Origin of the sequence: Mycolicibacterium madagascariense, from assembly GCF_010729665.1 — a bacterium.
Taxonomy (GTDB): Bacteria; Actinomycetota; Actinomycetes; order Mycobacteriales; family Mycobacteriaceae; genus Mycobacterium; species Mycobacterium madagascariense.
In genome coordinates, this window is sequence record NZ_AP022610.1 from 5,243,292 (window position 1) to 5,268,941 (window position 25,650).

Below are 25,650 nucleotides of genomic sequence, written 5' to 3' on the forward strand. Positions count from 1 at the left end.
TCAGATCCCCGTCCCCGCATACACGATCGCTTCCTCGTCCCCGCCGAGGTGGAATGCCTCGTGCAGCGCGCTGACCGCCTTGTCGAGCTCAGTGTCCTTGACCAACACCGAGATTCGGATCTCCGAAGTCGAGATGAGGTCGATGTTGACGCCGACCGCGGCCAGCGCCTCGCAGAACGTGGCGGTGACGCCGGGATGGCTGCGCATGCCCGCACCGATCAGGGACACCTTGCCGATGTGGTCGTCGTACAGCACGGCGCTGAAGCCGATCTCGCGCTGCAGCGCGCTGAGCTTCTCGACGGCGCCGGGGCCGCTCTCGCGCGAGCACGTGAACGTGATGTCGGTCTTGCCGTCCTCGATCTTGGAGACGTTCTGCAGCACCATGTCGATGTTGACGTCGGCGTCGGCCACGGCACGAAACACCTTGGCGGCGTAGCCGGGAACGTCGGGCAGCCCGACGACGGTGACCTTCGCCTCGCCGCGGTCGTGGGCGACCCCGGTGAGGATGGCGTCTTCCATGGGGATGTCCTCCATCGATCCTTTGACGAGCGTGCCCGGCTTGTCGGAGTACGACGAGCGGACGTGTATCGGAACGTCGTAACGGCGGGCGTATTCCACGCAGCGCAGCATCAGCACCTTGGCGCCCGCCGCCGCCATCTCGAGCATCTCCTCGAAGCTGACGGTGTCCAGGTGCCGGGCGTTGGGCACGATGCGCGGGTCGGCGGTGAAGATGCCGTCGACGTCGGTGTAGATCTCGCACACGTCGGCGTCCAGTGCCGCGGCCAGCGCGACGGCGGTGGTGTCGGAGCCGCCGCGCCCGAGCGTGGTGACGTCCTTGCTGTCCTGGCTGACGCCCTGGAAGCCGGCGACCAGGACGATGAGGCCCTCGTCGAGCGCGCTGCGCAGCCGCCCCGGGGTGACGTCGATGATCTTTGCGTTGCCGTGCGTGCCGGTCGTGATCACCCCGGCCTGCGAGCCGCTGAACGACCGCGCCTGGGCGCCGAGCGAATGGATCGCCATCGCCACCAGGGCGTTGGAGATGCGTTCCCCCGAGGTCAGCAGCATGTCCATCTCGCGCGGCGGCGGCGCCGGGCTCACCTGGCGGGCGAGGTCGAGCAGGTCGTCGGTGGTGTCACCCATGGCGGAGACGACCACGACGACGTCGTTGCCCGCCTTCTTGGTCTCGACGATGCGCTCGGCGACGCGGCGGATGCGGTCGGCGTTCGACACCGAGGATCCGCCGTATTTCTGCACGACGAGCGCCACTTCTAGCCTTTCTGCCCTGAGTGAAGTCCCGTCAAGGATAAGGGGTCGGCGGACCCGTTCTTCCCCGTCGCGTCCGCCGGTAGCGTGAGCCACCGTGACCAACCGACTGGCCGACACCCGCGTGGCGATTCACGAACCGATTGCCGCCCGCTGGAGTCCACGGGCGTTCGACCCGGCGGCGACGGTCGGTCCGGAGCCGGTGACGGCGTTGCTCGAGGCGGCCCGCTGGGCTGCGACCTGGGGCGGTCGGCAGCCGGTGCGCTTCCTGGTGGGCCTGCGCGGCGACGCGACGTTCGACGCTCTCGGGGCGACGCTGAAGCGCGGCAACTCCTATGCGCTGGCCGCGGGCGCGCTGATCCTGGTGTGCGCGGATCAGGGTCCCGACGAGAAGACCGCCATGTATTCGCTGGTCGACGCGGGGGCAGCGATCGCGAACGCCAGCATCGAGGCGGTCGCCCGGGGTCTGGTCGCCCACGCCATGGCCGGCTTCGACGCCGCTGCGGCGTGCGCGACGTTCGGGATCCCCGACGGGGTGCGGCCGGTCGCGGTGCTTGCGGTGGGTTCGCTGGGCGACTACGCCGCGGCCGACGAGTCGATCGTCGAGCGGGACACGCGCCCGCGCGAACGGTTGCCGCTGGAGGAAGTGGCGTTCAGCGGCAGCTGGGGGTCGCCGTTCACGGCGGGCACGTCTGCGCCAGCTGTCTAGCCTGGGCGTCGAACTGCTCGTTGAACACCTTGACGGCCATGCCCGCGGGCGGCATCGGGGCGCCCGGCGCGGTGTGCGCGGCCTGCTCGTTGAAGTTCAGTCGCGCCTCGACCAGCCAGCCGGCGGTCCTGGCCATGTCCTTGGCGGGCCCGCTGAGGTCCTTGTCGGTCACCTTCGCCGCCCGGTCGTTGAGACCGTCGGACCACGCCTGGTAGTCGAGGTCGCTGGGCTCGGTCGCCTTCTCGTAGGATCCCGGGGCGGGGTCGTGGGTCTTGGCGTTCATCGCGTCGATCTGAGTCTTGTTGAACGACAACAACTCCCGCACCGGCGCGCAGGCGGCCGAGGACGGCCCCCTGAAGAACAGCCACCAGATGCCCGCGCCGATCGCCAGGGCCGCCACCATGATCACCGTCGTCAACGGCCGCACTCGTCTCACGCTTCATGCTGACACATCCGCGTTCGGGACGTCACCGAGCCGCCGGGGAGGGGCCCGAGCGTCACGCCGTCGCGGGTTGCGGCGCGCCAGGCACCCGCAGGGCGTCGAGCGCGGCCAGCACGGCGCTGCTCGTCGCATGGGCGCCGAAGACGCCGCCCTGCATCGTGATCATGTGCAGCGCCGCGACGTGGTTGGCGTAGTCGGTGGCGCCGGTGGCATCGGATACGACCAGGCATTCATAACCGCGGTCGTTGGCGTCGCGCATCGTGGTGTGCACGCACACGTCGGTGGTGATGCCGGTGAAGACGATGTGGGTGATGTCATTGCTGCGCAGGATCAGCTCGAGGTCGGTGGCGTAGAAGCTGCCCTTGCCCGGCTTGTCGATGACGGGTTCGCCGGGCAGCGGCGCCATCTCCGGCACGATCTCCCATCCCGGCTCGCCGTGGGTGAGGATCCGGCCGCAGGGGCCCAGCGAGCCGATCTCGGCGCCGATCCGGGCGGAGCGCCACCGCTTGTTCGCGGGGAGGTCGGACAGGTCCGGCCGGTGGCCCTCCCTGGTGTGGACGACGAACAGTCCGGCGTCGCGGGCGGCGGCGAGGATCTGCTGCGCCGGGCCGAGCGGCGTCCGCACCAGCGACAGGTCGTACCCCATGGCGTCGACGTAGCCACCCTTGCCGCAGAAGTCCACCTGCCAGTCGATGTTGATCAACGCCGTTCGGCCACGCGGAATGTCGCCGTCGTAGGGCCAGGCGTACGGCGTGGCGTCGATCGTGACGCTCATGCGGGCTCGCCCTCCATGGCGGGCCGCGCGGCGGGGGCGGGGAGGTAGGACAGCGCGGTGAAGGCCAGTCCCCCGGTGACCATCGCGACGATGGCGTCCGACAGCTGCGGTGCGCCGAAGTGGGTCCCGAGCGCGACGGCGGCGCCGATTGCCCACGCGGCGAACGGTTTCCAGTACACCCCGCTGGCCGTGCGGGCTCGTCGACGGGCGAACACCACCTGGTCGAGGATGAGGACGATGCCGATCGGCGGGACGAGCACGCCGAGGACGTCGAGCCACGTCTCGAAGTAGGACCAGATGCCCGCCACCGCGGCGGCGATGCCGATCGCGCCGAGCACGATCGTCAACTGCCGCATGGTCTTTCCGGTGATGTTGCCGTAGCCCACCGCGCCGTTGTAGAGGCAGTGCGCGCAGACGCTGCCGAGGTTGACGAAGACGAAGAGAATGGCGAGCGGGACGAGGATGCCGCCGTGACCGACCAGCACGTGCAGGAAGTCACCACCGGTCTTCGCGGGGTCGGCCGAGGCGCCGAGCGCGACGACGAACGCGCCCACCAACTGCGCGATGAAGTAGGCCACTGGGAAGGCGGCGAATGCGGCCATGGCACCCTGCCTGCCGGTGCGGGCCCAGCGGGTGAAGTCGGCGGTCATGGTGCCCGAGTCCGCGAAGCAGGCGATCACCATCGTGACCGCGACGCCGAAGCTGATCGCACCGGCACCGGCTCCCCCGTGATACGAGAACGCCGAGCCGACGCCGCTGCCTGCGGCCGCCATCACGACCGCGACGATGCCGAGCGGCAGGAACAGTGCGGACGCGACGACGCCGATCCACGAGATCGCTCGGATGCCGACGAAGGTCAGTGCGACGAACAGGACCCCGGCGCCCAGCGTCGTCCACCCGGCGGGCCAGCCCATCGAGACGTTCAGGGTCGAGCCGACCATCCCCGTCTGGAACGCGAACCAGCCGATCACCAACGTCGACAGGAATGCCGACACGATGCGAAATCCTTTGGCGCCAAACGTGTCTGCCGCGGTCAGCGCGAAGTTCTTTCCGGACCGTCCGGCGAGGTAGCTCAGCGTGCCGACGTAGCCCATCAGCACGGCGTCCCCGACGAGGATCGCGAGCAGTCCGGTGACGAAGCCGAGGTCGTAGACGACGATGCCGGAGAACACGGCCGAGGTCATGATCATCGGGAAGCCCACCCACACCGCGGACACCGAGAACAGGGACTTTCGCGCGGACGCGGGAACGGGTTCTCGTTCGTACTCCTCGCCGAGGCCCGACTCGTGGTGGGTGGCGACGGCGGTCTGCGCGGTGTCCATGGCCGTATACCGTGCGGCGCACGGATTACCCACCCGTCTCCCGGCGTGAACGGTTCGTAACGAGTTCCTCACACGAGGCGTAACGCACGCGCAACACGCCAATCCTGTCTACGTAACAGAAACATAGGTTACTGCCAGTGATCGGCCCACGTGGGGCCGCACCACTGGAGGAAATTCGATGGACACAGGAACCACGGCCTTCATGCTGTGTTGCATCATCGGCCTCACGCTGATGATTCCCGGCCTCGCGCTGTTCTACGGCGGCATGGTCTCGGTCAAGAGCTCGACGAACATGATGATGATGACCTTCGGCTCGGCCGCCCTCGTCGGCGTGCTGTGGGTGCTGTTCGGGTTCTCGATGGCCTTCGGGACGTCCTACGGCGGGTTCGTCGGCAGCATCACCGAATTCGCGGGCATGAAGGACCTGCTGGCCTCCCAGACCACGATCTCCGGACTGCAGGTCAGCCTGTTCGCACTGTTCCAGGCGCTGTTCGCGGCCATCACCGTGGCACTGGTCTCCGGCGCTGCCGCCGACCGGATGAAGTTCAGCGCGTGGATGGTGTTCGCCGGTTTCTGGGCCGTCCTGGTCTACTTCCCCGTCGCGCACTGGGTCTTCGCGGTCAACGGCACCGTCACCCCCGACGCGACCGGCGGCTGGATTGCCAACAACCTCAAGGCCATCGACTTCGCCGGCGGAACGGCCGTGCACATCAACGCGGGCGCCGCGGCGTTGGCCGTTGCCATCGTGCTCGGCAAGTCCGCGAGCTGGGGCCAGCTGCGCAGGCCGCACAACGTCCCGCTCACCCTGCTGGGCGCGGGTCTGCTGTGGGCCGGTTGGTACGCGTTCAACGGCGGATCGGCGCTCGCGGCGGGCAATTCGGCCGCGATCGTCATGGTCACCACGTTCGTCGCGACCTGCGCGGCCACCCTGGCGTGGCTCGCCGTGGAGAAGTTCAAGGACGGGCACGTCACCGGTGTCGGCGCGGCGGCCGGTGCGATCACCGGCCTGGTCGCGATCACCCCGGCCTGCGGCGCCGTCACTCCCGTCGGCGCGATCATCCTCGGCGTCGTCGCGGGCGCGATCTGCCCCTACGCCGTCGGGCTGAAGTCCAAGTTCGGCTATGACGACAGCCTCGACGTCGTCGGCGTGCACCTCGTCGGCGGCGTCATCGGCACCCTGCTCATCGGGTTCCTCGCCAGCGACAGCATGCCCAACAAGGTCAACGGGCTGTTCTACGGCGGCAGCTTCGACCAGCTGTGGCGCCAGGCCGTCGCAGCGGGCGCCGTACTCGTCTATTCGTTCGTGGTGGCGTACGTCATCGCCATCGCGATCAAGAAGACGATGGGCATCCGCGTCGCGCCGGAGGACGAGGAGAGCGGCATCGACGCCGTACTGCACCGCGACGCGGCCTACGAGCTGTCGCCCGCCTAGAGACTGGCCCCGGCCGGTGCGCTTCGCCCCGCACCGGCCGGGGCCCTTCGCGTGACGGCGGGTTTCCCAAGCTGATACATTGATTCCGGACAAGAGACAGGGACGCGTTCCATGGCCAGCACCGACCTCGTCGATCTCGCGCGAGACACCGACACCACGTTCATCCTCGCGCTGTTCGTCGACCTGCGGGGCAAACCGTGCGCCAAGCTCGTCCCGATCGAGGCCGTCGAGCAACTCGCGACGGAGGGCGTCGGCTTCGCCGGCTACGCCGTCGGCGCCATCGGGCAGGAGCCCAAGGATCCCGACCTGATGGCGATGCCGGACCCGGCGTCCTTCACCCCCGTGCCCTTCGTCAAGGAGGGGCTGGCGCTCGTCCACTGCGACCCGCACGTCCTGGGCGCACCATGGCCGTACGCACCGCGCAACATCCTCAAGTCGCTCGTCGCGCGAGCCACCGCCGCCGGGTACGAGCCGTGGGTCGGCGCCGAGGTCGAATACTTCCTCCTGACGCGCGATCCCGACGGCACGCTGGCGACCGCCGACAGCGCTGACACCGCGGCTCGGCCCTGCTACGACGCCCGCGGCGTGACCAGGATGTACGACCACCTGACGACGATCTCGTCGGCGATGAACCAGCTCGGCTGGTCCAACTACGCCAACGACCACGAGGACGGCAACGGCCAGTTCGAGCAGAACTTCCAGTTCGCCGACGCGCTGACCACCGCGGACCGCGTCATCACGCTGCGCTACCTGCTGTCGATGATCGCCGCCGAGCGCGGCATGATCGCGACGTTCATGCCCAAGCCGTTCGGCGACCGCACGGGAAGTGGCCTGCACCTGCATCTCTCGCTGACCGCGGGTGGCGCGGCGCTGTTCCCCGGTGACGCCGCCTCCGATGGTCACGGCCTGGGGCTGTCCCCGGTCGCCTACTCATTCGTCGCGGGCATCCTCGAGCACGCGTGCGCGCTGCAGGCCGTCATCGCACCAACGGTCAACTCCTACAAGCGAACCGGCGCACTGACCACTGCCTCGGGGGCGTCCTGGGCGCCGCGGCAACCCACCTACGGCGGCAACGACCGGACCCACTACATCCGGGTCCCCGATGATCAGCGGATCGAACTGCGCGGCGGCGACGGCTCGGCCAACCCGTACCTCGCGATCGCCGCGGCACTCGGCGCCGGTCTCGACGGAATCACCCGCCAGCTCGATCCCGGCCCCATCGGCGCCGTCGCCGACGGGGGTCGTCCGCTGCCCCCGACGCTGCTGCACGCGGTCGACGAGCTGGCGGCCGACGACGTGGTCGCCGGCGTGCTCGACGCGGTCGGCGAGGGAGTGGCGGCCTACTTCGGGGACCTCAAACGCGAGGAGTTCTTCGCCTACCACGGCACGGTGAGCCCGTGGGAGGTCGAGCAGTACCTCACCGCATTCTGATCGAAACTCGAAGGGAGACCACCGATGTGCGGAATCGTAGGGCTGCACCTACGCACACCCGACCTCTATCCGCGACTGGGCGAGCTGCTCACCGGGATGCTGTGCGAGATGTCCGACCGCGGAAGCGACTCGGCCGGAGTCGCGGTGTACGGCGACCCCCGCTGGAGTCCGCCGGGCCGCGGGTCTGTCTCCCTGCTCGACGTCGGGGACGACCGTGACGGCGTCGCCACCCGCGTGGGTGCCGAGCTCGGCGCCGAGGTCGAGGTCGCCATGATCGGCGACACGTTTCAGCTGAGCGCCGACGCCGGGTCCGAGACGCTGCTCGCGGCGGCCCGCGCGGCGTACCCGGGTGTCCTGGTCGCCGGCTTCGGCGCAGACCTGGCCGTGCTCAAGGGCGTTGGCGACCCGCGGACGCTCACGGCCTCGTGGGGGCTGACCGATGCGCAGGGCTGGCAGGGCGTGGGGCACACGCGGATGGCGACCGAGTCCGCCGTCACCCCCAGCGGCGCCCACCCCTACGCCGTCGGCCCCGAGCAGTGCCTGGTGCACAACGGATCCTTCGCCAACCATGCGGCCATCCGCCGCGAACTGCGCGCTGCCGGAGTGCATTTCGACAGCGAGAACGACACCGAGGTCGGCGCCCGGTTCGTGGCCAGCCGCCTCGCCGAGGGCCGCGACGTCGAGACCGCGTTGAAGGAACTGTGCGCGACGTTCGACGGCTTCTACACGCTGCTGGTCTCCAACCGCGATTCGTTCGCCGTGGTCCGCGACGCCATTGCGTGCAAGCCGGCCGTCATCGCCGAGACCCCCGACTGGGTCGCGATGGGCAGCGAGTACCGCGCCCTGTCGGGCCTGCCCGGCGTCGAGAAGGCCGCGATCTGGGAACCCGAGCCCGAGGTGGTGTACGCGTGGACCAGGTGACCACGTTCGATCTCCGCAATACCCCACTGCGCGAGGTCAATTCGGCACTGCACACGCCAGATCTGCGCGGTGAGTTCGTCATCGAGAATCCCGCAGGCGCCCACAACGTCGCCGTGGGCCTCGACGCCGACGTCAAGGTCACGGTCCTCGGCCACGTCGGGTACTACGCCGCGGGGATGAACCAGCGCGCCGAGATCGTCATCGACGGCAACGCCGGCACCGGGGTCGCCGAGAACATGATGAGCGGCACGGTCTGGGTCAAGGGCAATGCCTCGCAGTCGGCGGGCGCGACGGCCCACGGCGGCCTGCTGGTGATCGACGGCGATGCCGCTGCGCGGTGCGGCATCTCGATGAAGGGCGTCGACATCGTGGTGGGCGGCAACATCGGCCACATGAGCGCGTTCATGGCCCAGGCGGGCAGGCTCGTGGTGCGCGGCGACGCGGGCGATGCGCTCGGTGACTCGATCTACGAGGCCCGCATCTACGTCCGCGGCACCCCGAAGTCGCTCGGCGCGGACTGCGTGGCCAAGGAGATGGGGCCCGAACACCACGACGAGCTGGGCGCCCTGCTCAAGGCCGCGGGCTTCGGTGACGACGACACCCACTCCTACACCCGCTACGGGTCCGCCCGCAGTCTCTATCACTTCCACGTCGACAACGCCGGGAGCTACTGATGAATCCGACCTGGGGTCTGCGCGAGTCCGCCACCTTCGACCGCCACGCCATCGCGGCCATCCAGCGGGCGGCCGAGACCGGCATCTACGACATCCGCGGCTGGGGCGCCAAACGTCCGCTGCCCCACTTCGACGATCTGCTGTTCCTCGGCGCGTCGATGTCGCGCTATCCACTGGAGGGGTACCGCGAGCGCTGCGACACCGACGTGACGTTCGGCAGTCGCAGTGCCAAACACCCTCTGCACCTTGACATTCCAGTCACGATCGCAGGCATGTCGTTTGGGGCGCTCTCTGGACCGGCGAAGGAGGCGCTCGGCCGCGGGGCCAGCGAGGTGGGCACGTCGACCACGACGGGCGACGGCGGCATGACGCCAGAGGAACGCGACCAGAGCAAGCACCTGGTGTACCAGTACCTGCCGTCGCGATACGGCATGAACCCCGACGACCTCCGCAGGGCCGACGCCATCGAGATCGTGCTCGGCCAGGGCGCCAAGCCAGGTGGCGGCGGAATGCTGTTGGGGCAGAAGATCTCCGAGCGCGTGGCCGGAATGCGTACGCTGCCCGAGGGCATCGACCAGCGGTCGGCATGCCGCCATCCCGACTGGACCGGGCCGGACGACCTGACCATCAAGATCAACGAGCTGCGCGAGATCACCGACTGGGAGAAGCCGATCTACGTCAAGATCGGCGCGTCGCGCACGTACTACGACGTCAAGCTGGCCGTGCATGCCGGCGCGGACGTGGTCGTCGTCGACGGCATGCAGGGGGGCACCGCGGCCACCCAGGAGGTATTCATCGAGAACGTCGGCATCCCCACGCTCGCCGCCATCCCGCAGGCCGTGCAGGCGCTGGCCGAGTTGGGCGTGCACCGGTCCGGCGCCGCCAACGGCGAGGTGCAGCTGATCGTGTCCGGCGGCATCCGCAACGGCGCCGACGTCGCCAAGGCCATGGCGCTCGGCGCGGACGGCGTCGCGATCGGGACCGCGGCGCTGATCGCGCTCGGCGACAACCACCCGCGCTACGCCGCGGAGTACGAAAGGCTCGGCAGCGCAGCCGGATTCTTCGACGACTACCAGGACGGCACCGACCCGGCCGGCATCAGCACTCAGGATCCCGAGCTGGCCGCCCGGTTCGATCCGGTCGAGGGCGGCCGCAGGCTCGCCAACTATCTGCGGGTGCTGACGCTGGAGGCGCAGACCATCGCCCGCGCGTGCGGCAAGGCCCACGTGCGGCATCTCGAACCCGAGGACCTCGTCGCCACCAGCATCGAGGCGGCCGCGATGGCGCGGGTGCCGCTCGCCGGGACCGACTGGATCCCGGGCCGGTGAGCGAGACGTTCGATTCGTGTCACTTCCGTCGCGGTCGCCGCTCCCACACCGACACGAATCGCGGGGGTGACGCGCGGTGAGCGAGACGTTCGACGTCGTCATCGTCGGAGGCGGTATCGAAGGGGCCGCGGCCGCGTGGGCGTTGGCCCGGCGCGGGGTGACCGACGTGCTCGTCGTGGAGCGCGGCACCGTCGGATCGGGCATGACGGGCAAGTCCTCGGGCATCGTCCGCTGCCACTACGGCGTCAGTTCGCTGGCCGCGATGGCGACGGTGGGGCTCGAGGTGTTCGAGAACGCCGAGGAGCTGTTCGGCACCGACATCGGCTTTCGCCAGACCGGCTACGTCGTCGGCGTCGGCGAGCCGAACGTGGACGCGCTGCGCAAGAGCCTCGCCGCCCAGCGCGCCGTCGGTGTGCAGACCGAGGAGATCGACGTCACCGACGTCGCGACGATGTGGCCACACGCGGATCTGGAACCGTTCGCCGCCTTCGGTTTCGAGCCGCGCGGCGGATTCGGCGACGCCTACCAGACGGCGCAGGCGTTCGCGGTCTCGGCCCGCGGCGCCGGGGTGCGCATCCGGCAGGGCACCGAGATGACGGACCTGCTGCTCGACGGCGGCCGGGTCACCGGCGTCCGCCTCGCCGACGGCACCGAGATCTCCGCGGGCACCGTCGTGGTCGCCACCGGCGTGTGGACGCGAGACCTGTTGTCCCGCTACGGAATCGACGTACCGATTCGGGTCGTCCGCGAGCAGCTCGTCATGATCGCACCCGGCGTCGACGTCGGCGACGTGCCGGTGTTCTCCGATCTGGTGTCGCTGCAGTACATCCGGCCCGAGCCGGGCGGTGAACTGCTCTTCGGCAACAGCGATCTCGCCCACGGCGAGGAGGCCGACCCCGACGCCTACCTCAACCGCGCCACCGACGACTTCGTCGACGTCACGATCGACCGCGTCGGGACCCGCTTCCCCGGCTTCGGCGAGGCCACCATCACCGGCAGTTACGCCGGTTGCTACGACGTCACCCCCGACTGGAATCCGGTGATCTCGCGCACCGACGTCGACGGGTTGCTGGTGGCGGCCGGGTTCAGTGGGCACGGCTTCAAGATCGCACCCGCGGTCGGCAACCTGGTCGCCGACCTGGTGGTCGACGGACGCAGCGCCGACCCCCGCATCCCCGACACCGACTTCCGGCTGTCCCGATTCGCCGAGGGTGATCTACTGAAGACGCCCTATCCGTACGTGGGGGCTGGTGAGATGCGATAGATGACCGACGTTCCCCTGCTCCGCAACGAGTCCGGCACCGCCCGCGACCGCGATCCGAGCGAAGCGATAGAAGACCTGGAGTTCGAGGCCGCCATCGGACGCAACGTGCGCCAGCTGCGCCAGCAGCAGGGCCTCACGGTCGCCGACATGGCGGCCCGCGTCGGCATCTCCAAGGCGATGATGAGCAAGATCGAGAACGCCCAGACCTCCTGCAGCCTGTCGACGCTCGCGCTGTTGGCCAAGGGTTTCGACGTGCCCGTCACGACGCTGTTCCGTGGCGCCGACGTCGAGCGGCCCGCCGCGTTCGTCAAGGCGGGCACCGGTGCGCGCATCGTCCGCAACGGCACCAGGGAGGGGCACGAGTACCAGCTGCTCGGTTCGCTGCGCGGTGAGCACAAGCGCCTGGAGTGCCTCGAGGTGACGCTGACCGAGAAGAGCCAGACCTACCCGCTGTTCCAGCACCCCGGCACCGAGTTCATCTACATGCTCGAGGGCGTCATGGACTACAGCCACAGCCGGTCGGTCTACCAGCTGCATCCTGGTGATTCCCTGCAGCTCGACGGGGAGGGCGCCCACGGCCCGGTCGACCTGGTGCAGCTGCCGATCCGCTTCCTGTCGGTCGTCGCGTTCCCCGATTCGCAGGTCTGACCCCCGTTTGGTGGTGTGGCGGGTCGGGAGTAACGTGACCGGCGTGCAGCGGGTGCTCCTCCTCGGACGCCGCGACGGAGTCTGAACCAGACTGGCTCTCCGTCGCGGGGGTTCGTGATGCGCCGGTCTGAAATCCCAACAGACGAATCCGGAGCAGGAACCGTGAACAACCCCAACCCCCATTCGATCGACGCCTACACCTCGGCGCGCACGATCAGCATGCCCGCGGGCGCGCCGCATCCCGGCCAACCCGCGTGGAACACCCAGCGCGGTACGTCGATGCCCGTGAACCGCTACCGTCCCTTCGCCGAAGAGGTCGAGCCGATCACGCTGGCCGACCGCACGTGGCCGGACCAGATCGTTCGCACCGCGCCGATGTGGTGCGCGGTCGACCTGCGCGACGGCAACCAGGCCCTCATCGATCCGATGAGCCCGGAACGCAAGCGCCGCATGTTCGACCTGTTGGTCCGCATGGGCTACAAGGAGATCGAGGTCGGCTTCCCCTCGGCCTCGCAGACCGACTTCGACTTCGTGCGCGAGATCATCGAGCAGGGCGCGATCCCCGACGACGTGACGATCCAGGTGCTGACGCAGTGCCGGCCCGAGCTGATCACCCGGACCTTCGAGGCGTGCGCCGGCGCCCCGCGCGCGATCGTCCACTTCTACAACTCGACGTCGATCCTGCAGCGGCGCGTGGTGTTCCGCGCCGACCGCGATGCCGTCAAGGCCATCGCGACCGAGGGCGCCCGGCTCTGCGTCGCCGAAGCAGCGAAACACCCTGGGACGCAATGGCGTTTCGAGTACTCCCCCGAGTCCTACACCGGCACCGAGCTGGAGTACGCCAAGGAGGTGTGCGATGCGGTCGCCGACATCGTCGAGCCGACGCCGGAGCGCCCGCTGATCGTCAACCTGCCCGCGACCGTCGAAATGGCCACGCCCAACGTCTATGCCGACTCGATCGAGTGGATGAGTCGCAACCTGGCCCGCCGCGACTCCATCATCCTGTCCCTGCATCCGCACAACGACCGCGGAACTGCCGTCGCCGCAGCCGAATTGGGCTACCAGGCCGGCGCCGACCGCATCGAGGGCTGCCTGTTCGGCAACGGCGAGCGGACCGGCAACGTCTGCCTCGTCACACTCGGGCTGAATCTGTTCAGCCGCGGCGTCGACCCACAGATCGACTTCTCCAACATCGACGAGATCCGCCGCACCGTCGAGTACTGCAACCAGCTGCCCGTACACGAAAGGCACCCGTACGGAGGCGATTTGGTGTACACCGCGTTCTCGGGCAGCCACCAGGACGCCATCAACAAGGGCCTCGACGCGATGAAGGTCGACGCCGACGCCGCAGGCAGCGACGTCGACGAGATGCTGTGGCAGGTGCCGTATCTGCCGATCGACCCCAAGGACGTCGGTCGCACCTACGAGGCCGTCATCCGGGTGAACTCACAGTCCGGCAAGGGCGGCGTCGCCTACATCATGAAGGCCGACCACGGCCTGTCGCTGCCGCGACGGCTGCAGATCGAGTTCAGTCAGGCCATCCAGAAGATCACCGACGGCGAGGGCGGCGAGGTCTCCCCGAAGGAGATGTGGGACGTCTTCGCCGAGGAGTACCTGGCACCGATCCGTCCGCTGGAACGCATGCGGCAGCGGGTCGACGCCGCCGAGGAGGACGGCGGCACCGACACGATCACCGCGGTGGTGAAGGTCGACGGCGAGGAGCGCGAGATCGTCGGCACCGGCAACGGTCCGTTGGCCGCGTTCGTCGACGCGCTGTCGACCGTCGGCTACGACGTGAACCTGCTCGACTACTCCGAGCACACGCTGTCGGCGGACGTCGAGGCGCAGGCCGCCGCGTACGTCGAGGCCTCGGTCGGCGGCAAGACGGTGTGGGGCGTCGGGATCGCCACCTCGATCACGACGGCGTCGCTACGGGCGGTCGTCTCCGCGGTGAACCGGGCGGCCCGCGGCTAGAACAGCGCGAACTGGTCGCCGCTGAGGGTGGCGTCGGTGAACTCCTCGACGTCGGTGCCACCGACGACGCGGTCGAGCAGGGCCATGAAGTCAGCGTCCGACAGCAGGGGCACCCCCATCTCGAGGGCTTGGAATCCTCGTCCCTGGGTGGGGGCGGCCTCGTCGCAGATGACGACGGACGTTTGCTGATCGACGGTGTCGGTGTAGGCCAGCCCGGTGTGCAGGATGCGTTCGATGAGCTCCTCGTAGGTGTGCGCCACCTCGGCCGACAGAGCCACCCGCATGCCCTGCACCAGCGGTCGGCCCGCCACGAACCGGCCCGGGTTCTGGAAGTCGCACGGCAGTCGGGCCGCGACCGCCTTCAGCGGCAGCAGCTCGTCGTGGGTGACGTGCCCGTTGGGCCAGCAGCGACGGTGCACGGGACGGACCGGCAACCACGCCTTGCGGTCGTGGGCGCCCGCGAGCGCGGGCTTGAGGATCTGGGCGAGCACCAGCGCGTCGTCGAGTGCGTCGTGGGGCCGCATCTGGGTGACCCCCCAGTGCGCGGCGAGCGTCTCCAACCGGAGGTTCTCGATGCCGAGGTCCAACCGGCGGGCCAGCTCGACGGTGCACATGACGGTGTCGGTGGGCAGTTCGGCGCCGACGAGTTCGGCCTCGTGGGCCAGGAACGCGTAGTCGAAGCCCACGTTGTGCGCGACCAGCGTGCGTCCGGCGAGCACTGCCGCGAGCTGATCCACGACGTCGCCGAAGGTGGGTTGGCCCTCCAGCATGTCCGCGGTCAGTCCGTGGACGTGGGTCGGTCCCGGGTCGACGCCGGGATTCAGCAGCGTCGAGAAGCTGCCCTCGACGTTTCCGTCGTCGCCCACCGCGAGGGCGGCCACGCTGACGACGCGCGCCTGACGCGGATGGAACCCCGTCGTCTCGACGTCGACCACCGCCCAGCCCGTGCCGGGCTCGGTGGCGGGTCGGCCGAACGTCGGGGTCACGTTTCGAGGATGGCACGCAGGCCCGACAAGCCCGGGCCGGGACGCCGCGTGTCGCCGCCCGACTTTCGCCCTCTTAGACTCACCCGGATGGTCACCGCACGCGGGCGTCTCGCCCTGAGCGCCGGATCCGCGGCGCGGTGGGCCTCACGCGTGACCGGCCGCGGAGCCGGGGCGATGATCGGCGGTCTGGTCTCGATGACGCTGGAACCGACGATCCTCGGGCAGCTCGGCGCGGGCCGCCGAACCGTCGTCGTGACCGGCACCAACGGCAAGTCGACGACCACCAGGATGACCGCTGCCGCGCTGGCAACCCTGGGCCCCGTCGCCACGAACGCCGAGGGCGCGAACATGGACGCGGGCCTCATCGCGGCGCTGGCGGGTGCGCCGAAGGCGACGCTGGCCGCACTCGAGGTCGACGAGATGCATGTGCCGCACGTGGCGGACGCCGTCGACCCGGCCGTCATCGTCCTGCTCAACCTCTCCCGCGACCAGCTCGACCGCGTCGGTGAGATCAACCACATCGAGCGCACGCTGCGCGGCGGTCTCGCGCGTCATCCGAAGGCCGTCGTGGTGGCCAACTGCGACGACGTGCTCATGACGTCGGCGGCCTACGACAGCCCGAACGTGGTGTGGGTGGCCGCCGGCGGCAGCTGGGCCAACGACTCGGTGAGCTGCCCGCGCAGCGGCGAGGTCATCGTTCGCGAGGGCTCGCACTGGTACTCGACGGGCACGACCTTCGCGCGGCCCACCCCGCACTGGTGGTTCGACGAGACGCACGTCCACGGACCCGGTGGTCTGATGCTGCCCATGACGCTCGCGCTGCCCGGCGCCGTCAACCGTGGCAACGCCACCCAGGCGATCGCGGCCGCCGTGGCGCTGGGCGCCGATCCCGTCGCCGCGGTCGCGGCGGTGTCCGGCGTCGACGAGGTCGCCGGCCGCTACCGCACCGTGCGACTCGGGCCGCACACCGCCCGGGTGCTGCTGGCCAAGAATCCGGCGGGCTGGCAGGAGGCGCTGTCGATGGTCGACAAGCACGGCGCGGGCGTCGTGATCGCCGTCAACGGTCGGGTGCCCGACGGCGAGGATCTGTCCTGGCTATGGGACGTCGCCTTCGAGCACTTCGAGGACACCGCGGTCGTCGCGGCCGGTGAGCGCGGGACGGACCTCGCGGTACGGCTCGGCTACGCGGGCGTCGACCACACCCTGGTGCACGACACCCTGGCCGCCATCGCGTCGTGTCCGCCCGGTCACGTCGAGGTGATCGCCAACTACACGGCGTTCCTGCAACTGAACCGACGGTTGCCCGCTGCGCGAGGGGACGATCGTGAGTGAGTCGACCGTCCGCATCGGGCTGGTGCTGCCCGACGTCATGGGCACCTACGGCGACGGCGGCAACGCCGTGGTCCTTCGACAACGCTTGCGGCTCAGGGGTTTCGACGCCGAGGTCGTCGAGATCAACTTGGCGGACCCGGTGCCCGAGTCGTTGGACCTGTACACCCTCGGCGGCGCCGAGGACTACGCCCAGCGGCTGGCGACCAAGCATCTGGTCCGCCACCCCGGGCTGCAGCGGGCCATCGAGCGGGGTGCGCCGGTGCTCGCGATCTGCGCGGCGATCCAGGTGCTCGGCCACTGGTACGAGACGTCGTCCGGCGAACGGGTCGACGGGGTGGGCGTGCTCGACGTGACGACGTCGCCGCAGCCGAAGCGGACCATCGGCGAGGTGGTGTCCCAGCCCCTGCTGCCCGGCCTCGACCAACGCCTGACCGGCTTCGAGAACCACCGCGGCGGAACGACTTTGGGGCCTGACGCCCGGCCGCTGGCCACCGTGCTCAGCGGCGCGGGCAATCGCGCCGGCGACGGTGTCGACGGTGCGGTGCAGGGCAGCATCGTCGCCACGTATCTGCACGGCCCGTGTCTGGCCCGCAACCCGCAACTGGCCGACCACCTGCTGGCGCGCGTGGTGGGTGAGCTGGCCCCGCTGCAGCTCGACGAGGTCGACCGGCTGCGGCGGGAACGGCTGGCAGCGCCCCGCCGGGCCTAGCGCGTCGCCGAGATTGCAGTGAGTCGACGGCGCTCTCGCACTTTCGTCGACTGAGCGCAATCTCGCGAGATGTCGGACGGCAGTGGCACGTTCATGCCATGAGGAGCCCCGTCTTCATCGGCAGCGAGAGCGGGCTGACGCCCTACGAATTGGCCCGCCGTCACCAGCGGCTGCTGCCCGACGTCTACGCGCCCGCGTCGTGGACCCCGACGCTTCGCGATCGCACGGTCGCGGCCTGGCTGTGGTCCAAGCGGCGGGCCGTCGTCGCGGGCCTTGCCGCCGCCGCGCTGCACGGCGCCGACTGGGTCGACGCCACCGAACCCATCGAGCTCATCTGGACCTGTGGCCGCCCGCCCGCCGGCGTGATCGTCAGGAACGAGACGATCGCCGACGACGAGGTCACCCTCGTCGCGGGCCTCCCCGTCACCACGCGCACGCGGACGGCTTTCGACCTCGGCAGGCATCTCGGCAGGGGCGACGCCGTCGCGCGGCTCGACGCGCTGAAACGCGCCACGGCCTTCCACGAGGCGGACGTGATGGCGCTGATCGAGCGGTATCGGGGAGCGCGGGGCGTCAGGTCGCTGCGCAGCGTCCTGCCGCTCGTCGACGTCGGTGCTGCGTCGCCCCGGGAGACGTGGTTGCGCTTGCTGCTCGTCGACGCCGGGCTGCCGCAGCCCTCCAGCCAATACCGGATCTTCGACGGGCAGTCGCTGGTGAAGGTGCTCGACCTGGGCTGGGAGGACTACCTCGTCGGCGCCGAGTACGACGGCGACCAGCACCGAACCGACCGCAGGCAGTACGCCAAGGACGTCCGCGTCAAGCGCCAGCTCGCACGGCTGCGATGGAACGTGACGTACGTGATCAAGGAGGACCGGCCGGACGAGATCATCCGCAGCGTCCGCGGCGCGCTCCTGGCCCGCGGTTGGCGGCCTTGATTCCCGCGAGACTGCAGTGAGTCGACGGCGCTCTCGCACTTCCGTCGACTGAGTGCAATCTCGACGCCCCTACAACCCCAGGTCGCGCAGGAACTCCGGCTTGTAGGCCTCGAGGATGACGTAGCTCGGGTCGGGAACGGGGGCGTCGGGCGCGTCGTCGGGGACGGCGTCGCCGTCGGTGGGGTCGACCCACGCCTGGGCGTCCGCATCCCAGCGCGTGATGGTGTATTCGGCGGTGATGTCGTCGGCCTGCACCAGTTCGCGGACCGTGCGCTCGGCCTCGCGGGCGTCCTGCAGCGTGCGGGTGTAGAGCTGAATGAAGTTGCCGTCGCGCGTCACGGTGACCCGGCTGCCCAACCGCTGCCTGGCTTCGTCGTCGACGTCGAGGGATCGCAGCCGGCCCCAGAACGACAGATGGTGCGCCTCGTCGCCGAGTTCGACCTCGACCTTGAACTCCTCGTCGGACATGATCGCCACACTAAGCCACCGCGGCGGAGCCGCGAATCAGGCCACCGCGGCGGAGCCGCGAATCAGGCCACCGCGGCGGAGCCGCGAATCAGGCCACCGCGGCGGAGCCGCGAATCAGGCCATCGACCGACGGCCGGTGAGAGCGCGTCCCAGCGTCAGCTCGTCGGCGAACTCCAGGTCACCACCCATCGGCAGGCCCGACGCGATGCGGGTGACGGTCAGCCCGGGTATGTCGCGCAGCATCCGCACCAGGTAGGTCGCGGTGGCTTCGCCCTCGGTGTTGGGGTCGGTTGCGATGATGACCTCCGCGACGTCGACGCCGTCGACCCGTTCGCCAATCCTGTTGAGCAGCTCGCGAATTCGCAGTTGTTCGGGTCCCACGCCGGAGAGGGGATCCAACGCTCCGCCCAGCACGTGGTAGCGCCCGCGGAACTCCCGGGTGCGCTCGACGGCCTGCACGTCCTTGGGCTCCTCGACGACGCACACCAGGGAGGCGTCCCGTCGCGTGTCCGAGCAGATGCGGCAGCGTTCGTGGTCGGAGACGTTGCCGCACACCGCGCAGAACGTCACCCCGTCGCGGACCCTGGCGAGCACGGCCGTCAGCCGGTCGATGTCGGGCGGCTCGACCGACAGCAGGTGAAAGGCGATGCGCTGCGCGCTCTTCGGGCCGATGCCCGGCAGCTTGCCCAGTTCGTCGATGAGATCCTGGACCGGACCCTCGAACAAGTCAGAGCCCCGGAATGTCGAGGCCGCCAAGCCCACCCGCGAGGGGGCCGAGCCTGCTCTGCGCCATCACGGTGACCTGGTGGGCGGCGTCCCGCACGGCGCCGACGACGAGATCCTGCAGCGTCTCGACGTCGTCGGGGTCGACGACCTTGGGGTCGATCGTCACGGCGGTGACCTCGCCGCTGCCCTTCATGGTCACCTGCACCAGGCCGCCGCCCGCCTGCCCCTGAACCTCGGCGACCGCGAGCGACTCCTGGGCCTCCATCAGCTGCTGCTGCATCTGCTGCGCCTGCGCAAGCAGCGCCGACATGTCTGGCTGTTGGCCGGGTTGCATGACGATCCCCTTGCGTATCGGTCTCGGACTGATTGCTGTCGTACGCGCGCGGCGTTTCCTGCCGCCAGCGTAGTCGTCGCGCGAGCTAGCTTGGCGCCGTGCACGTACCTGCCTTCTTGCGTGTTGGCGCAGCTCTGGCCGCCACCGTGCTGGTCGCCGCTTCGTCGGCGCCGATCGCTGCGGCGGCCCCCTCGAACATCGCCGGCATGATCGTGTTCCTCGACCCGGGCCACAACGGCGCCAACGACGCGTCCCTCACCACGCAGGTCCCGACGGGGCGCGGCGGCACCAAGGACTGTCAGACCAGCGGGACGGCGACCGACAGCGGCTACCCCGAGCACACCTTCAACTGGGAGACCGTGCTGCGCATCCGCGCCGAGCTGACCCAGCTGGGCGTGCGCACCGCCATGTCGCGGGGTGACGACACCGGCGTCGCCCCCTGCGTGGACCAACGCGCCGCGATGGCCAACGCGCTGGCGCCCGACGCCATCGTGTCCATCCACGCCGACGGCGGACCGCCCACCGGGCGCGGCTTCCACGTCAACTACTCGTCTCCGCCGCTCAACGCCGCGCAGGCGGGCCCGTCGCTGCAGCTGGCCCAGACCATGCGCAACCAGTTGCAGGCCGCGGGCCTGATGCCCGCCAACTACATCGGCCAGGGCGGGCTGTATCCGCGCTCGGACCTGACCGGGTTGAACCTCGCGCAGTATCCGGCCGTCCTCGTCGAGCTCGGCAACATGAAGAACCCCGCCGACGCGGCGCTCATCGAGAGTCCCGACGGCCGCCAGAAGTACGCCGACGCGGTAGTACGCGGCATCGCCAGCTTCCTGGCGACCAGGCCCGCGCGGACCGCGGTGCAGCCCAGCTAGCCGTTCTCGATCAGCGTCTTCAGGTTGCCCAGCACCTCGGCCTGGATCTTGCGCAGACCGAGCGGGGCGAACGTCTTCTCGAAGAAGCCCTTGACGCCGCCCGCTCCTTGCCACGACGTCTTCACGGTGACCGAAGCGCTGTGGTCGCCGGCCGGCGCGACGGTGTAGTTGGTGACCATCGTGGAGTTTGCGTCCTTCTCGATCACCGTGTGTCCAGCGATGTCGACGCTGGCCTTCACGTCACGGACCCGCGACTCGGTGGCGTGCAGCTTCCACGTGGCGACGGTGCCCGCGCCCTGGCCACCCTCGAGGACCGCGTAGTCCCGGTAGTGCGACGACAGGATCTTGGGGCGCACCGTCCGGTAGTCCATGACGGCCTCGAGCACGGCGTCGGGCTCGGCCTTGATCAAGACGGTGCTGGAGGCGCTGACCTGTCCCATCGGTGAAGACTCCTCGGTGTGGGGGTGAACGGGGTGGTCCCCGGGGTCGGTGCGGTCGCATCGAGTGCGGCCGGGGACTAGCGTATATGTGTGACTGTTGCATCCGTAGAAGCGCAGTCGGCCCACGCAGCTGGCGTGGAGAGACTGTTGGCGAGCTATCGCGCCATCCCCCAGAATGCCACCGTCCGGCTGGCGAAGCCCACCTCGAACCTGTTCCGTGCGCGGGAGAAGGCGACCGCGAAGGGTCTGGACGTCTCCGGCCTGACGGGTGTCATCTCCGTCGATCCGGATGCCCGCACCGCGGACGTCGCCGGCATGTGCACCTACGAGGACCTCGTCGCGGCGACGCTGCCGTACGGGTTGTCGCCGCTGGTGGTCCCGCAGCTCAAGACCATCACCCTGGGCGGCGCGGTGACGGGGCTCGGCATCGAGTCCGCGTCGTTCCGCAATGGTCTGCCGCACGAGTCGGTGCTGGAGATGGACGTCCTGGTGGGCAGTGGCGAGATCGTCACCGCGAGCCGGGATGAGCACGCCGACCTCTTCAGCGCCTTTCCCAATTCCTATGGGACGCTTGGCTATTCGGTTCGGCTCAAGATCGAGCTGGAGACCGTGAAGCCGTTCGTCGCCCTGCGGCACCTGCGGTTCACGTCGGTGGCCGACCTGGTCGACGCCATGGAGCGCATCGTCGAGACGGGCGGCCTGGACGGCACGCCAGTCGACTACCTCGACGGGGTGGTGTTCAGCGCCGACGAGTCCTACCTGTGCGTGGGCGTGCAGACGTCGACGCCGGGCCCGGTCAGCGACTACACCGGACAGGACGTCTACTACCGGTCGATCCAGCATGCGAGCGGCGAGAAGCACGACCGGCTCACCATCCACGACTATCTGTGGCGCTGGGACACCGACTGGTTCTGGTGCTCGCGGGCCTTCGGCGCGCAGAACCCGACGATCCGCCGGTTCTGGCCGCGGCGCTTCCGCCGCAGCAGCTTCTACTGGAAGCTGATCGCCTACGACCGCCGCTTCGACATCGCCGACCGCCTCGAGAAGCGCCAGGGCAGGCCGCCGCTGGAGCGGGTCGTGCAGGACATCGAGGTGCCCATCGGCCGGACGGCCGAGTTCGTCGACTGGTTCCTCCAGAACGTGCCGATCGAGCCGATCTGGCTGTGCCCACTGCGGCTGCGCGACGACGCGGGTTGGCCGCTGTACCCCATTGCGGCCCATCACACCTACGTCAACATAGGCTTCTGGTCATCGGTGCCGGCGACTGCCACCGAAGGCCAGACCAATCGTCTGATCGAGCAGAAGGTCAGCGAATTGGATGGTCACAAGTCTCTGTACTCCGACGCCTACTACTCCCCCGAAGAGTTCAGCGAACTCTATGGCGGGGAGACCTACGCGACGGTCAAGAAGACCTACGACCCGGATTCACGGCTGCTCGATCTGTATGCGAAGGCGGTACAGAGGCGATGACGAGGAGAGCTCGATGACGACGTACAAGGAAGACGCGGCGCATGCCGGCGCAGGCAAGCTCACGCTGGCCGAGATCCTCGAGATCTTCACCTCGGGCGATGCCCTGCCGTTGAAGTTCACCGCCTACGACGGCAGCTCCACGGGCCCGCAGGACGCTCAGCTCGGACTCGACCTGAAGACGCCGCGCGGCACCACCTACCTCGCCACCGCTCCCGGTGACCTCGGGTTGGCGCGCGCGTACGTGTCCGGTGACCTCGAGCCGCTGGGCGTGCACCCGGGTGACCCCTACGATCTGCTGCGCGCGCTGACCGACAAGCTCGACTTCAAGCGGCCCCCGGCCCGGCTGCTCGCCAACATCGTCCGCTCGATCGGCTTCGAGCACCTGCGGCCCATCGCCCCGCCGCCGCAGGAGGCGCTGCCCCGCTGGCGTCGTATTGCAGAAGGGTTGCGACACAGCAAGACTCGTGACGCCGACGCCATCCACCACCACTACGACGTCTCGAATACGTTCTACGAGTGGGTGCTTGGCCCGTCGATGACCTACACCTGCGCCTGCTACCCCGAGGCCGACGCGACTCTCGAAGAGGCGCAGGAGAACAAGTACCGCCTGGTGTTCGAGAAGCTGAAGCTACAGCCGGGTGACCGGTTGCTCGACGTGGGCTGCGGCTGGGGCAGCATGGTGCGCTACGCCGCGCGTCACGGCGTCAAGGCCGTCGGCGTCACGCTGTCGAAGGAGCAGGCGGCCTGGGCCAAGAAGGCCATCGCCGACGAGGGGTTGTCCCACCTGGCCGAGGTGCGCCACGGCGACTACCGCGACGTGCGCGAGTCGGGATTCGACGCGGTGTCCTCGATCGGGCTCACCGAACACATCGGCGTGCACAACTACCCGTCGTACTTCCGCTTCCTGAAGTCCAAGATGCGCACGGGCGCTTTGCTTCTCAATCACTGCATCACCCGGCCGGACAACCGCGCGGGAGCCACGGCAGGCGGTTTCATCGACCGCTACGTCTTCCCCGACGGGGAGCTCACGGGGTCCGGGCGCATCATCACCGAGGCGCAGGACGTCGGGCTCGAGGTCGTGCACGAGGAGAACCTGCGCCACCACTACGCGATGACGCTGCGCGACTGGTGTGCGAACCTCGTCGAGCATTGGGACGAGGCCGTCGCCGAGGTCGGGCTTCCCACCGCGAAGGTGTGGGGCCTGTACATGGCCGGGTCGCGGCTGGGCTTCGAGACGAATGTCGTTCAGCTGCACCAGATCCTGGCCGTCAAGCTCGACAATCACGGTGGCGACGGCGGCCTGCCGCTGCGCCCGTGGTGGTCCGCCTAGCCGTCGATCCGGCGGGCGCCCAGCTCGCTCTGTAGGAGTTCCAGCGCGACCTCCTCGGGGTCGCGGCGCGGTCCGGTCTCCTCGTGGACGGCCTGAGCGAGCATGCTCTCCTCGTCGTCCTCCTCCGGCGGAGGGGGCGGTGCGGCGACCGGTTGCTGCTGGGGGCGTGTCGGCGCCGCCGCCTCGGTGGGCGACCCGGCCTCACAGCGGATGTTCCAGTTCACCCCGAGCGCGTCCTTCAGGGAGTCCCTGATGATCTCGACGTTGCGGGTCTCGTTGAGGCGCTTCGCCAGCGGCGCGGAGACGTGGCTCAGCACCAGGGTGTCGCCTTCGACCGCGACGACGATGGCGCCGTCGAGCATGACGTCGGTGGGTCGCCTGCGCTCGCGGACCTTCTCCCGGACCGTCGGCCACATGGTGCGCACGGCCGCCGCGTCCGGCTGACCGGAGGCGGCCGACGCGACCGGGGCGGGTGTCACCGGCGCCGGCTCGGGGACGGGCGGGGCCGCTGCGACCGGTGCGGGTTCGGCGGCCGCGACGGTGACGGCGGGCGCGGGTTCGGCCGGTGCGGGTGGGGCAGGTGCGACGGGACCGGCCGGGGCGGCCGGCTCGACGGCGTGGCTCCTGCGGGTGAACTGCTTGGCGGGGGCCGCCTGCACGGCTGCCGCGGCCTGCGATGCCTCGCCCGCGGGGATCGACACGTTCATCCGCGTTTCGATGCGCTCGATGCGTTGCAGCAAAGCCGCCTCGGTGTCACTCGCCGACGGCAGGAGCAGACGCGCGCACACCACCTCCAGTAGCAGGCGCGGTGCGGTCGCGCCGCGCATCTCGCCGAGCCCGGCGTGCACCACCTCGGCGTAGCGCGTCAGGGTCGCCGGGCCCAGCCGGGCCGCCTGGTCGCGCATCCGCTCGAGCACGTCGTCCGGAGCGTCGACGACGCCGCGTGCCGCCGCGTCGGGCACGGCCTGCAGGACGATGAGGTCGCGGAACCGTTCGAGCAGGTCGGTGGCGAAGCGCCGGGGATCGTGGCCCGCGTCGATGAGCGATTCGACGGCGCCGAACAGCGCCGCGGCATCCCCGGCGGCCAACGCGTCCACCGACGCGTCGATCAGCGCCAGGTCGGTCGCCCCCAGCAGGGCCAGCGCCCGCGCATAGACCACGCGATTGCCGTCGGAACCGGCCAGCAGCTGGTCGAGTACCGACAGGGTGTCTCGCGGCGAGCCGCCGCCGGCCCGGATGACCAGCGGGTACACCGCGTCGTCGACGAGCACGTCCTCCTGCGCGCAGATGCGTTCGAGCAGGCCCCGCATGGTCTTGGGGGCGAGCAGCCGGAACGGATAGTGGTGGGTGCGCGACCGGATCGTCGGCAACACCTTCTCGGGCTCCGTCGTCGCGAACACGAAGATGAGGTGCTCCGGCGGCTCCTCGACGATCTTCAGCAGCGCGTTGAAGCCCGCGGTGGTGACCATGTGCGCCTCGTCGACGATGAAGATGCGGTAGCGCGACTGGGCGGGTGCATAGAAGGCGCGGTCGCGCAGCTCGCGTGTGTCGTCGACGCCACCGTGGCTGGCCGCGTCGAGTTCGACGACGTCGACGTTGCCCGGGCCGTTCGGGGCCAGCGCGACACAGGAGTCACACACCCCGCACGGCGTCGGCGTCGGCCCCTTCTCGCAGTTCAGCGAGCGGGCCAGGATGCGCGCCGACGACGTCTTGCCGCACCCGCGCGGCCCGGAGAACAGATAGGCGTGGTTGATGCGGCCCGACTCGAGCGCGGTCGACAGCGGCTCGGTGACGTGCTCCTGGCCGACCACCTCGGCGAAGGACGCGGGTCGATACTTCCGGTAGAGAGCCACGGATGCAGGCTACCC

The 25,650-nt window shown here is 69.6% G+C and carries 25 protein-coding genes; 15 read left to right on the top strand and 10 right to left on the bottom strand.

The window, feature by feature from the left end; genetic code table 11:
- A complete protein-coding gene (locus G6N60_RS24870; protein WP_163742312.1) occupies window positions 1-1,266 on the bottom strand; it encodes an aspartate kinase in 1,266 nt (421 codons plus the stop codon).
- A 94-nt stretch (window positions 1,267-1,360) separates the two neighbouring features.
- On the opposite strand from G6N60_RS24870, the gene G6N60_RS24875 reads away from it, so the two are divergent.
- Window positions 1,361-1,972 (top strand): nitroreductase family protein, encoded by a 612-nt coding sequence (locus G6N60_RS24875; RefSeq protein ID WP_163742314.1) that lies wholly within the window; start codon window positions 1,361-1,363, stop codon window positions 1,970-1,972.
- On the opposite strand, the gene G6N60_RS24880 is transcribed toward G6N60_RS24875, so the two are convergent.
- The 3 genes from G6N60_RS24880 to G6N60_RS24890 form a co-directional block, all read right to left on the bottom strand.
- Window positions 1,941-2,399 (bottom strand): hypothetical protein, encoded by a 459-nt coding sequence (locus G6N60_RS24880; RefSeq protein WP_220100373.1) that lies wholly within the window; start codon window positions 2,397-2,399, stop codon window positions 1,941-1,943. The two genes, G6N60_RS24875 and G6N60_RS24880, sit on opposite strands and share 32 nt — an antisense overlap.
- A 70-nt stretch (window positions 2,400-2,469) precedes the next feature.
- Window positions 2,470-3,189, bottom strand: a complete 720-nt coding sequence (gene biuH, locus G6N60_RS24885) for a biuret amidohydrolase (RefSeq protein WP_163742321.1) — start codon at window positions 3,187-3,189, stop codon at window positions 2,470-2,472.
- Window positions 3,186-4,511 (bottom strand): cytosine permease, encoded by a 1,326-nt coding sequence (locus G6N60_RS24890; RefSeq protein WP_163742324.1) that lies wholly within the window; start codon window positions 4,509-4,511, stop codon window positions 3,186-3,188. The genes biuH and G6N60_RS24890 overlap by 4 nt, the downstream gene beginning before the upstream one ends.
- A 178-nt stretch (window positions 4,512-4,689) precedes the next feature.
- On the opposite strand from G6N60_RS24890, the gene G6N60_RS24895 reads away from it, so the two are divergent.
- From G6N60_RS24895 to leuA, 8 genes are all read left to right on the top strand, one after another.
- Window positions 4,690-5,943, top strand: a complete 1,254-nt coding sequence (locus G6N60_RS24895; protein WP_163742327.1) for an ammonium transporter — start codon at window positions 4,690-4,692, stop codon at window positions 5,941-5,943.
- A gap of 111 nt (window positions 5,944-6,054) precedes the next feature.
- Complete coding sequence (gene glnT, locus G6N60_RS24900) at window positions 6,055-7,374, top strand: type III glutamate--ammonia ligase (protein WP_163742329.1); 1,320 nt, start codon at window positions 6,055-6,057, stop codon at window positions 7,372-7,374.
- 24 nt (window positions 7,375-7,398) lie between these two features.
- Window positions 7,399-8,295: a class II glutamine amidotransferase domain-containing protein gene (locus G6N60_RS24905; RefSeq protein ID WP_163742333.1), complete on the top strand. Its 897-nt coding sequence runs from the start codon at window positions 7,399-7,401 to the stop codon at window positions 8,293-8,295.
- Window positions 8,283-8,969 (top strand): GltB/FmdC/FwdC-like GXGXG domain-containing protein, encoded by a 687-nt coding sequence (locus tag G6N60_RS24910; protein WP_163742335.1) that lies wholly within the window; start codon window positions 8,283-8,285, stop codon window positions 8,967-8,969. Before G6N60_RS24905 ends, G6N60_RS24910 begins: the two co-directional genes overlap by 13 nt.
- A complete protein-coding gene (locus G6N60_RS24915) occupies window positions 8,969-10,297 on the top strand; it encodes an FMN-binding glutamate synthase family protein (protein ID WP_163742338.1) in 1,329 nt (442 codons plus the stop codon). The genes G6N60_RS24910 and G6N60_RS24915 overlap by 1 nt, the downstream gene beginning before the upstream one ends.
- A 76-nt stretch (window positions 10,298-10,373) precedes the next feature.
- The gene (locus G6N60_RS24920; protein ID WP_163742341.1) at window positions 10,374-11,561 is read left to right on the top strand and encodes an NAD(P)/FAD-dependent oxidoreductase; all 1,188 of its coding nucleotides are present in this window, start codon (window positions 10,374-10,376) and stop codon (window positions 11,559-11,561) included.
- Entirely contained in the window at window positions 11,562-12,209 is a 648-nt protein-coding gene (locus tag G6N60_RS24925; RefSeq protein WP_163742344.1) for a type II toxin-antitoxin system RelB family anti-toxin, read from the top strand.
- A gap of 117 nt (window positions 12,210-12,326) precedes the next feature.
- Window positions 12,327-14,183 (top strand): 2-isopropylmalate synthase, encoded by a 1,857-nt coding sequence (gene leuA / locus G6N60_RS24930; RefSeq protein WP_163742348.1) that lies wholly within the window; start codon window positions 12,327-12,329, stop codon window positions 14,181-14,183.
- On the opposite strand, the gene G6N60_RS24935 is transcribed toward leuA, so the two are convergent.
- The gene (locus G6N60_RS24935) at window positions 14,180-15,169 is read right to left on the bottom strand and encodes a DEDDh family exonuclease (protein WP_163742351.1); all 990 of its coding nucleotides are present in this window, start codon (window positions 15,167-15,169) and stop codon (window positions 14,180-14,182) included. The two genes, leuA and G6N60_RS24935, sit on opposite strands and share 4 nt — an antisense overlap.
- 87 nt (window positions 15,170-15,256) lie before the next feature.
- Here G6N60_RS24935 and G6N60_RS24940 point away from each other — a divergent pair, with 87 nt between their 5' ends.
- From G6N60_RS24940 to G6N60_RS24950, 3 genes are all read left to right on the top strand, one after another.
- On the top strand, window positions 15,257-16,501 hold the full coding sequence (locus G6N60_RS24940; protein ID WP_163742353.1) for a Mur ligase family protein: 1,245 nt from the start codon (window positions 15,257-15,259) through the stop codon (window positions 16,499-16,501).
- Window positions 16,494-17,210, top strand: coding sequence for a type 1 glutamine amidotransferase (locus tag G6N60_RS24945; protein ID WP_163742356.1), 717 nt, complete (start codon window positions 16,494-16,496; stop codon window positions 17,208-17,210). The genes G6N60_RS24940 and G6N60_RS24945 overlap by 8 nt, the downstream gene beginning before the upstream one ends.
- Window positions 17,211-17,308: 98 nt before the next feature.
- Window positions 17,309-18,145, top strand: coding sequence for a type IV toxin-antitoxin system AbiEi family antitoxin (locus tag G6N60_RS24950; protein WP_163742359.1), 837 nt, complete (start codon window positions 17,309-17,311; stop codon window positions 18,143-18,145).
- A gap of 69 nt (window positions 18,146-18,214) precedes the next feature.
- Here the strand turns inward: G6N60_RS24950 and G6N60_RS24955 are convergent, their stop codons facing one another.
- The 3 genes from G6N60_RS24955 to G6N60_RS24965 all read right to left on the bottom strand — a co-directional run bounded on the left by G6N60_RS24955 (window position 18,215) and on the right by G6N60_RS24965 (window position 19,673).
- The gene (locus G6N60_RS24955; protein ID WP_163742362.1) at window positions 18,215-18,613 is read right to left on the bottom strand and encodes a hypothetical protein; all 399 of its coding nucleotides are present in this window, start codon (window positions 18,611-18,613) and stop codon (window positions 18,215-18,217) included.
- 114 nt (window positions 18,614-18,727) lie between these two features.
- The gene (gene recR / locus G6N60_RS24960) at window positions 18,728-19,339 is read right to left on the bottom strand and encodes a recombination mediator RecR (RefSeq protein WP_163742365.1); all 612 of its coding nucleotides are present in this window, start codon (window positions 19,337-19,339) and stop codon (window positions 18,728-18,730) included.
- Between the two features lies 1 nt (window position 19,340).
- Window positions 19,341-19,673, bottom strand: coding sequence for a YbaB/EbfC family nucleoid-associated protein (locus G6N60_RS24965; RefSeq protein ID WP_163742368.1), 333 nt, complete (start codon window positions 19,671-19,673; stop codon window positions 19,341-19,343).
- Window positions 19,674-19,771: 98 nt separating this feature from the next.
- Between G6N60_RS24965 and G6N60_RS24970 the strand changes: the two genes are divergently transcribed.
- Window positions 19,772-20,542, top strand: a complete 771-nt coding sequence (locus G6N60_RS24970; protein WP_197746964.1) for an Rv3717 family N-acetylmuramoyl-L-alanine amidase — start codon at window positions 19,772-19,774, stop codon at window positions 20,540-20,542.
- On the opposite strand, the gene G6N60_RS24975 is transcribed toward G6N60_RS24970, so the two are convergent.
- Window positions 20,539-20,982, bottom strand: a complete 444-nt coding sequence (locus tag G6N60_RS24975) for an SRPBCC family protein (RefSeq protein ID WP_163742371.1) — start codon at window positions 20,980-20,982, stop codon at window positions 20,539-20,541. The two genes, G6N60_RS24970 and G6N60_RS24975, sit on opposite strands and share 4 nt — an antisense overlap.
- Before the next feature lie 90 nt (window positions 20,983-21,072).
- Here G6N60_RS24975 and G6N60_RS24980 point away from each other — a divergent pair, with 90 nt between their 5' ends.
- Both G6N60_RS24980 and G6N60_RS24985 read left to right on the top strand, forming a co-directional pair.
- Window positions 21,073-22,452 (top strand): FAD-binding oxidoreductase, encoded by a 1,380-nt coding sequence (locus tag G6N60_RS24980; protein WP_163742374.1) that lies wholly within the window; start codon window positions 21,073-21,075, stop codon window positions 22,450-22,452.
- 13 nt (window positions 22,453-22,465) lie between these two features.
- Window positions 22,466-23,782, top strand: coding sequence for a class I SAM-dependent methyltransferase (locus G6N60_RS24985; protein WP_163742376.1), 1,317 nt, complete (start codon window positions 22,466-22,468; stop codon window positions 23,780-23,782).
- On the opposite strand, the gene G6N60_RS24990 is transcribed toward G6N60_RS24985, so the two are convergent.
- Window positions 23,779-25,635, bottom strand: a complete 1,857-nt coding sequence (locus G6N60_RS24990; protein ID WP_163742379.1) for a DNA polymerase III subunits gamma/tau — start codon at window positions 25,633-25,635, stop codon at window positions 23,779-23,781. The two genes, G6N60_RS24985 and G6N60_RS24990, sit on opposite strands and share 4 nt — an antisense overlap.
- Window positions 25,636-25,650: the final 15 nt, after the last annotated feature.

Bases quoted from the DNA above. Each gene is read 5' to 3' on its own strand.
- G6N60_RS24955 (WP_163742362.1), bottom strand. From the start codon at position 18,613: ATGTCCGACGAGGAGTTCAAGGTCGAGGTCGAACTCGGCGACGAGGCG.
- G6N60_RS24895 (WP_163742327.1), top strand. From the start codon at position 4,690: ATGGACACAGGAACCACGGCCTTCATGCTGTGTTGCATCATCGGCCTC.
- glnT (WP_163742329.1), top strand. From the start codon at position 6,055: ATGGCCAGCACCGACCTCGTCGATCTCGCGCGAGACACCGACACCACG.
- G6N60_RS24915 (WP_163742338.1), top strand. From the start codon at position 8,969: ATGAATCCGACCTGGGGTCTGCGCGAGTCCGCCACCTTCGACCGCCAC.
- G6N60_RS24940 (WP_163742353.1), top strand. From the start codon at position 15,257: ATGGTCACCGCACGCGGGCGTCTCGCCCTGAGCGCCGGATCCGCGGCG.
- G6N60_RS24905 (WP_163742333.1), top strand. From the start codon at position 7,399: ATGTGCGGAATCGTAGGGCTGCACCTACGCACACCCGACCTCTATCCG.
- G6N60_RS24925 (WP_163742344.1), top strand. From the start codon at position 11,562: ATGACCGACGTTCCCCTGCTCCGCAACGAGTCCGGCACCGCCCGCGAC.
- G6N60_RS24975 (WP_163742371.1), bottom strand. From the start codon at position 20,982: ATGGGACAGGTCAGCGCCTCCAGCACCGTCTTGATCAAGGCCGAGCCC.
- G6N60_RS24890 (WP_163742324.1), bottom strand. From the start codon at position 4,511: ATGGACACCGCGCAGACCGCCGTCGCCACCCACCACGAGTCGGGCCTC.
- biuH (WP_163742321.1), bottom strand. From the start codon at position 3,189: ATGAGCGTCACGATCGACGCCACGCCGTACGCCTGGCCCTACGACGGC.
- G6N60_RS24950 (WP_163742359.1), top strand. From the start codon at position 17,309: ATGAGGAGCCCCGTCTTCATCGGCAGCGAGAGCGGGCTGACGCCCTAC.
- leuA (WP_163742348.1), top strand. From the start codon at position 12,327: ATGCGCCGGTCTGAAATCCCAACAGACGAATCCGGAGCAGGAACCGTG.
- G6N60_RS24985 (WP_163742376.1), top strand. From the start codon at position 22,466: ATGACGACGTACAAGGAAGACGCGGCGCATGCCGGCGCAGGCAAGCTC.
- G6N60_RS24965 (WP_163742368.1), bottom strand. From the start codon at position 19,673: ATGCAACCCGGCCAACAGCCAGACATGTCGGCGCTGCTTGCGCAGGCG.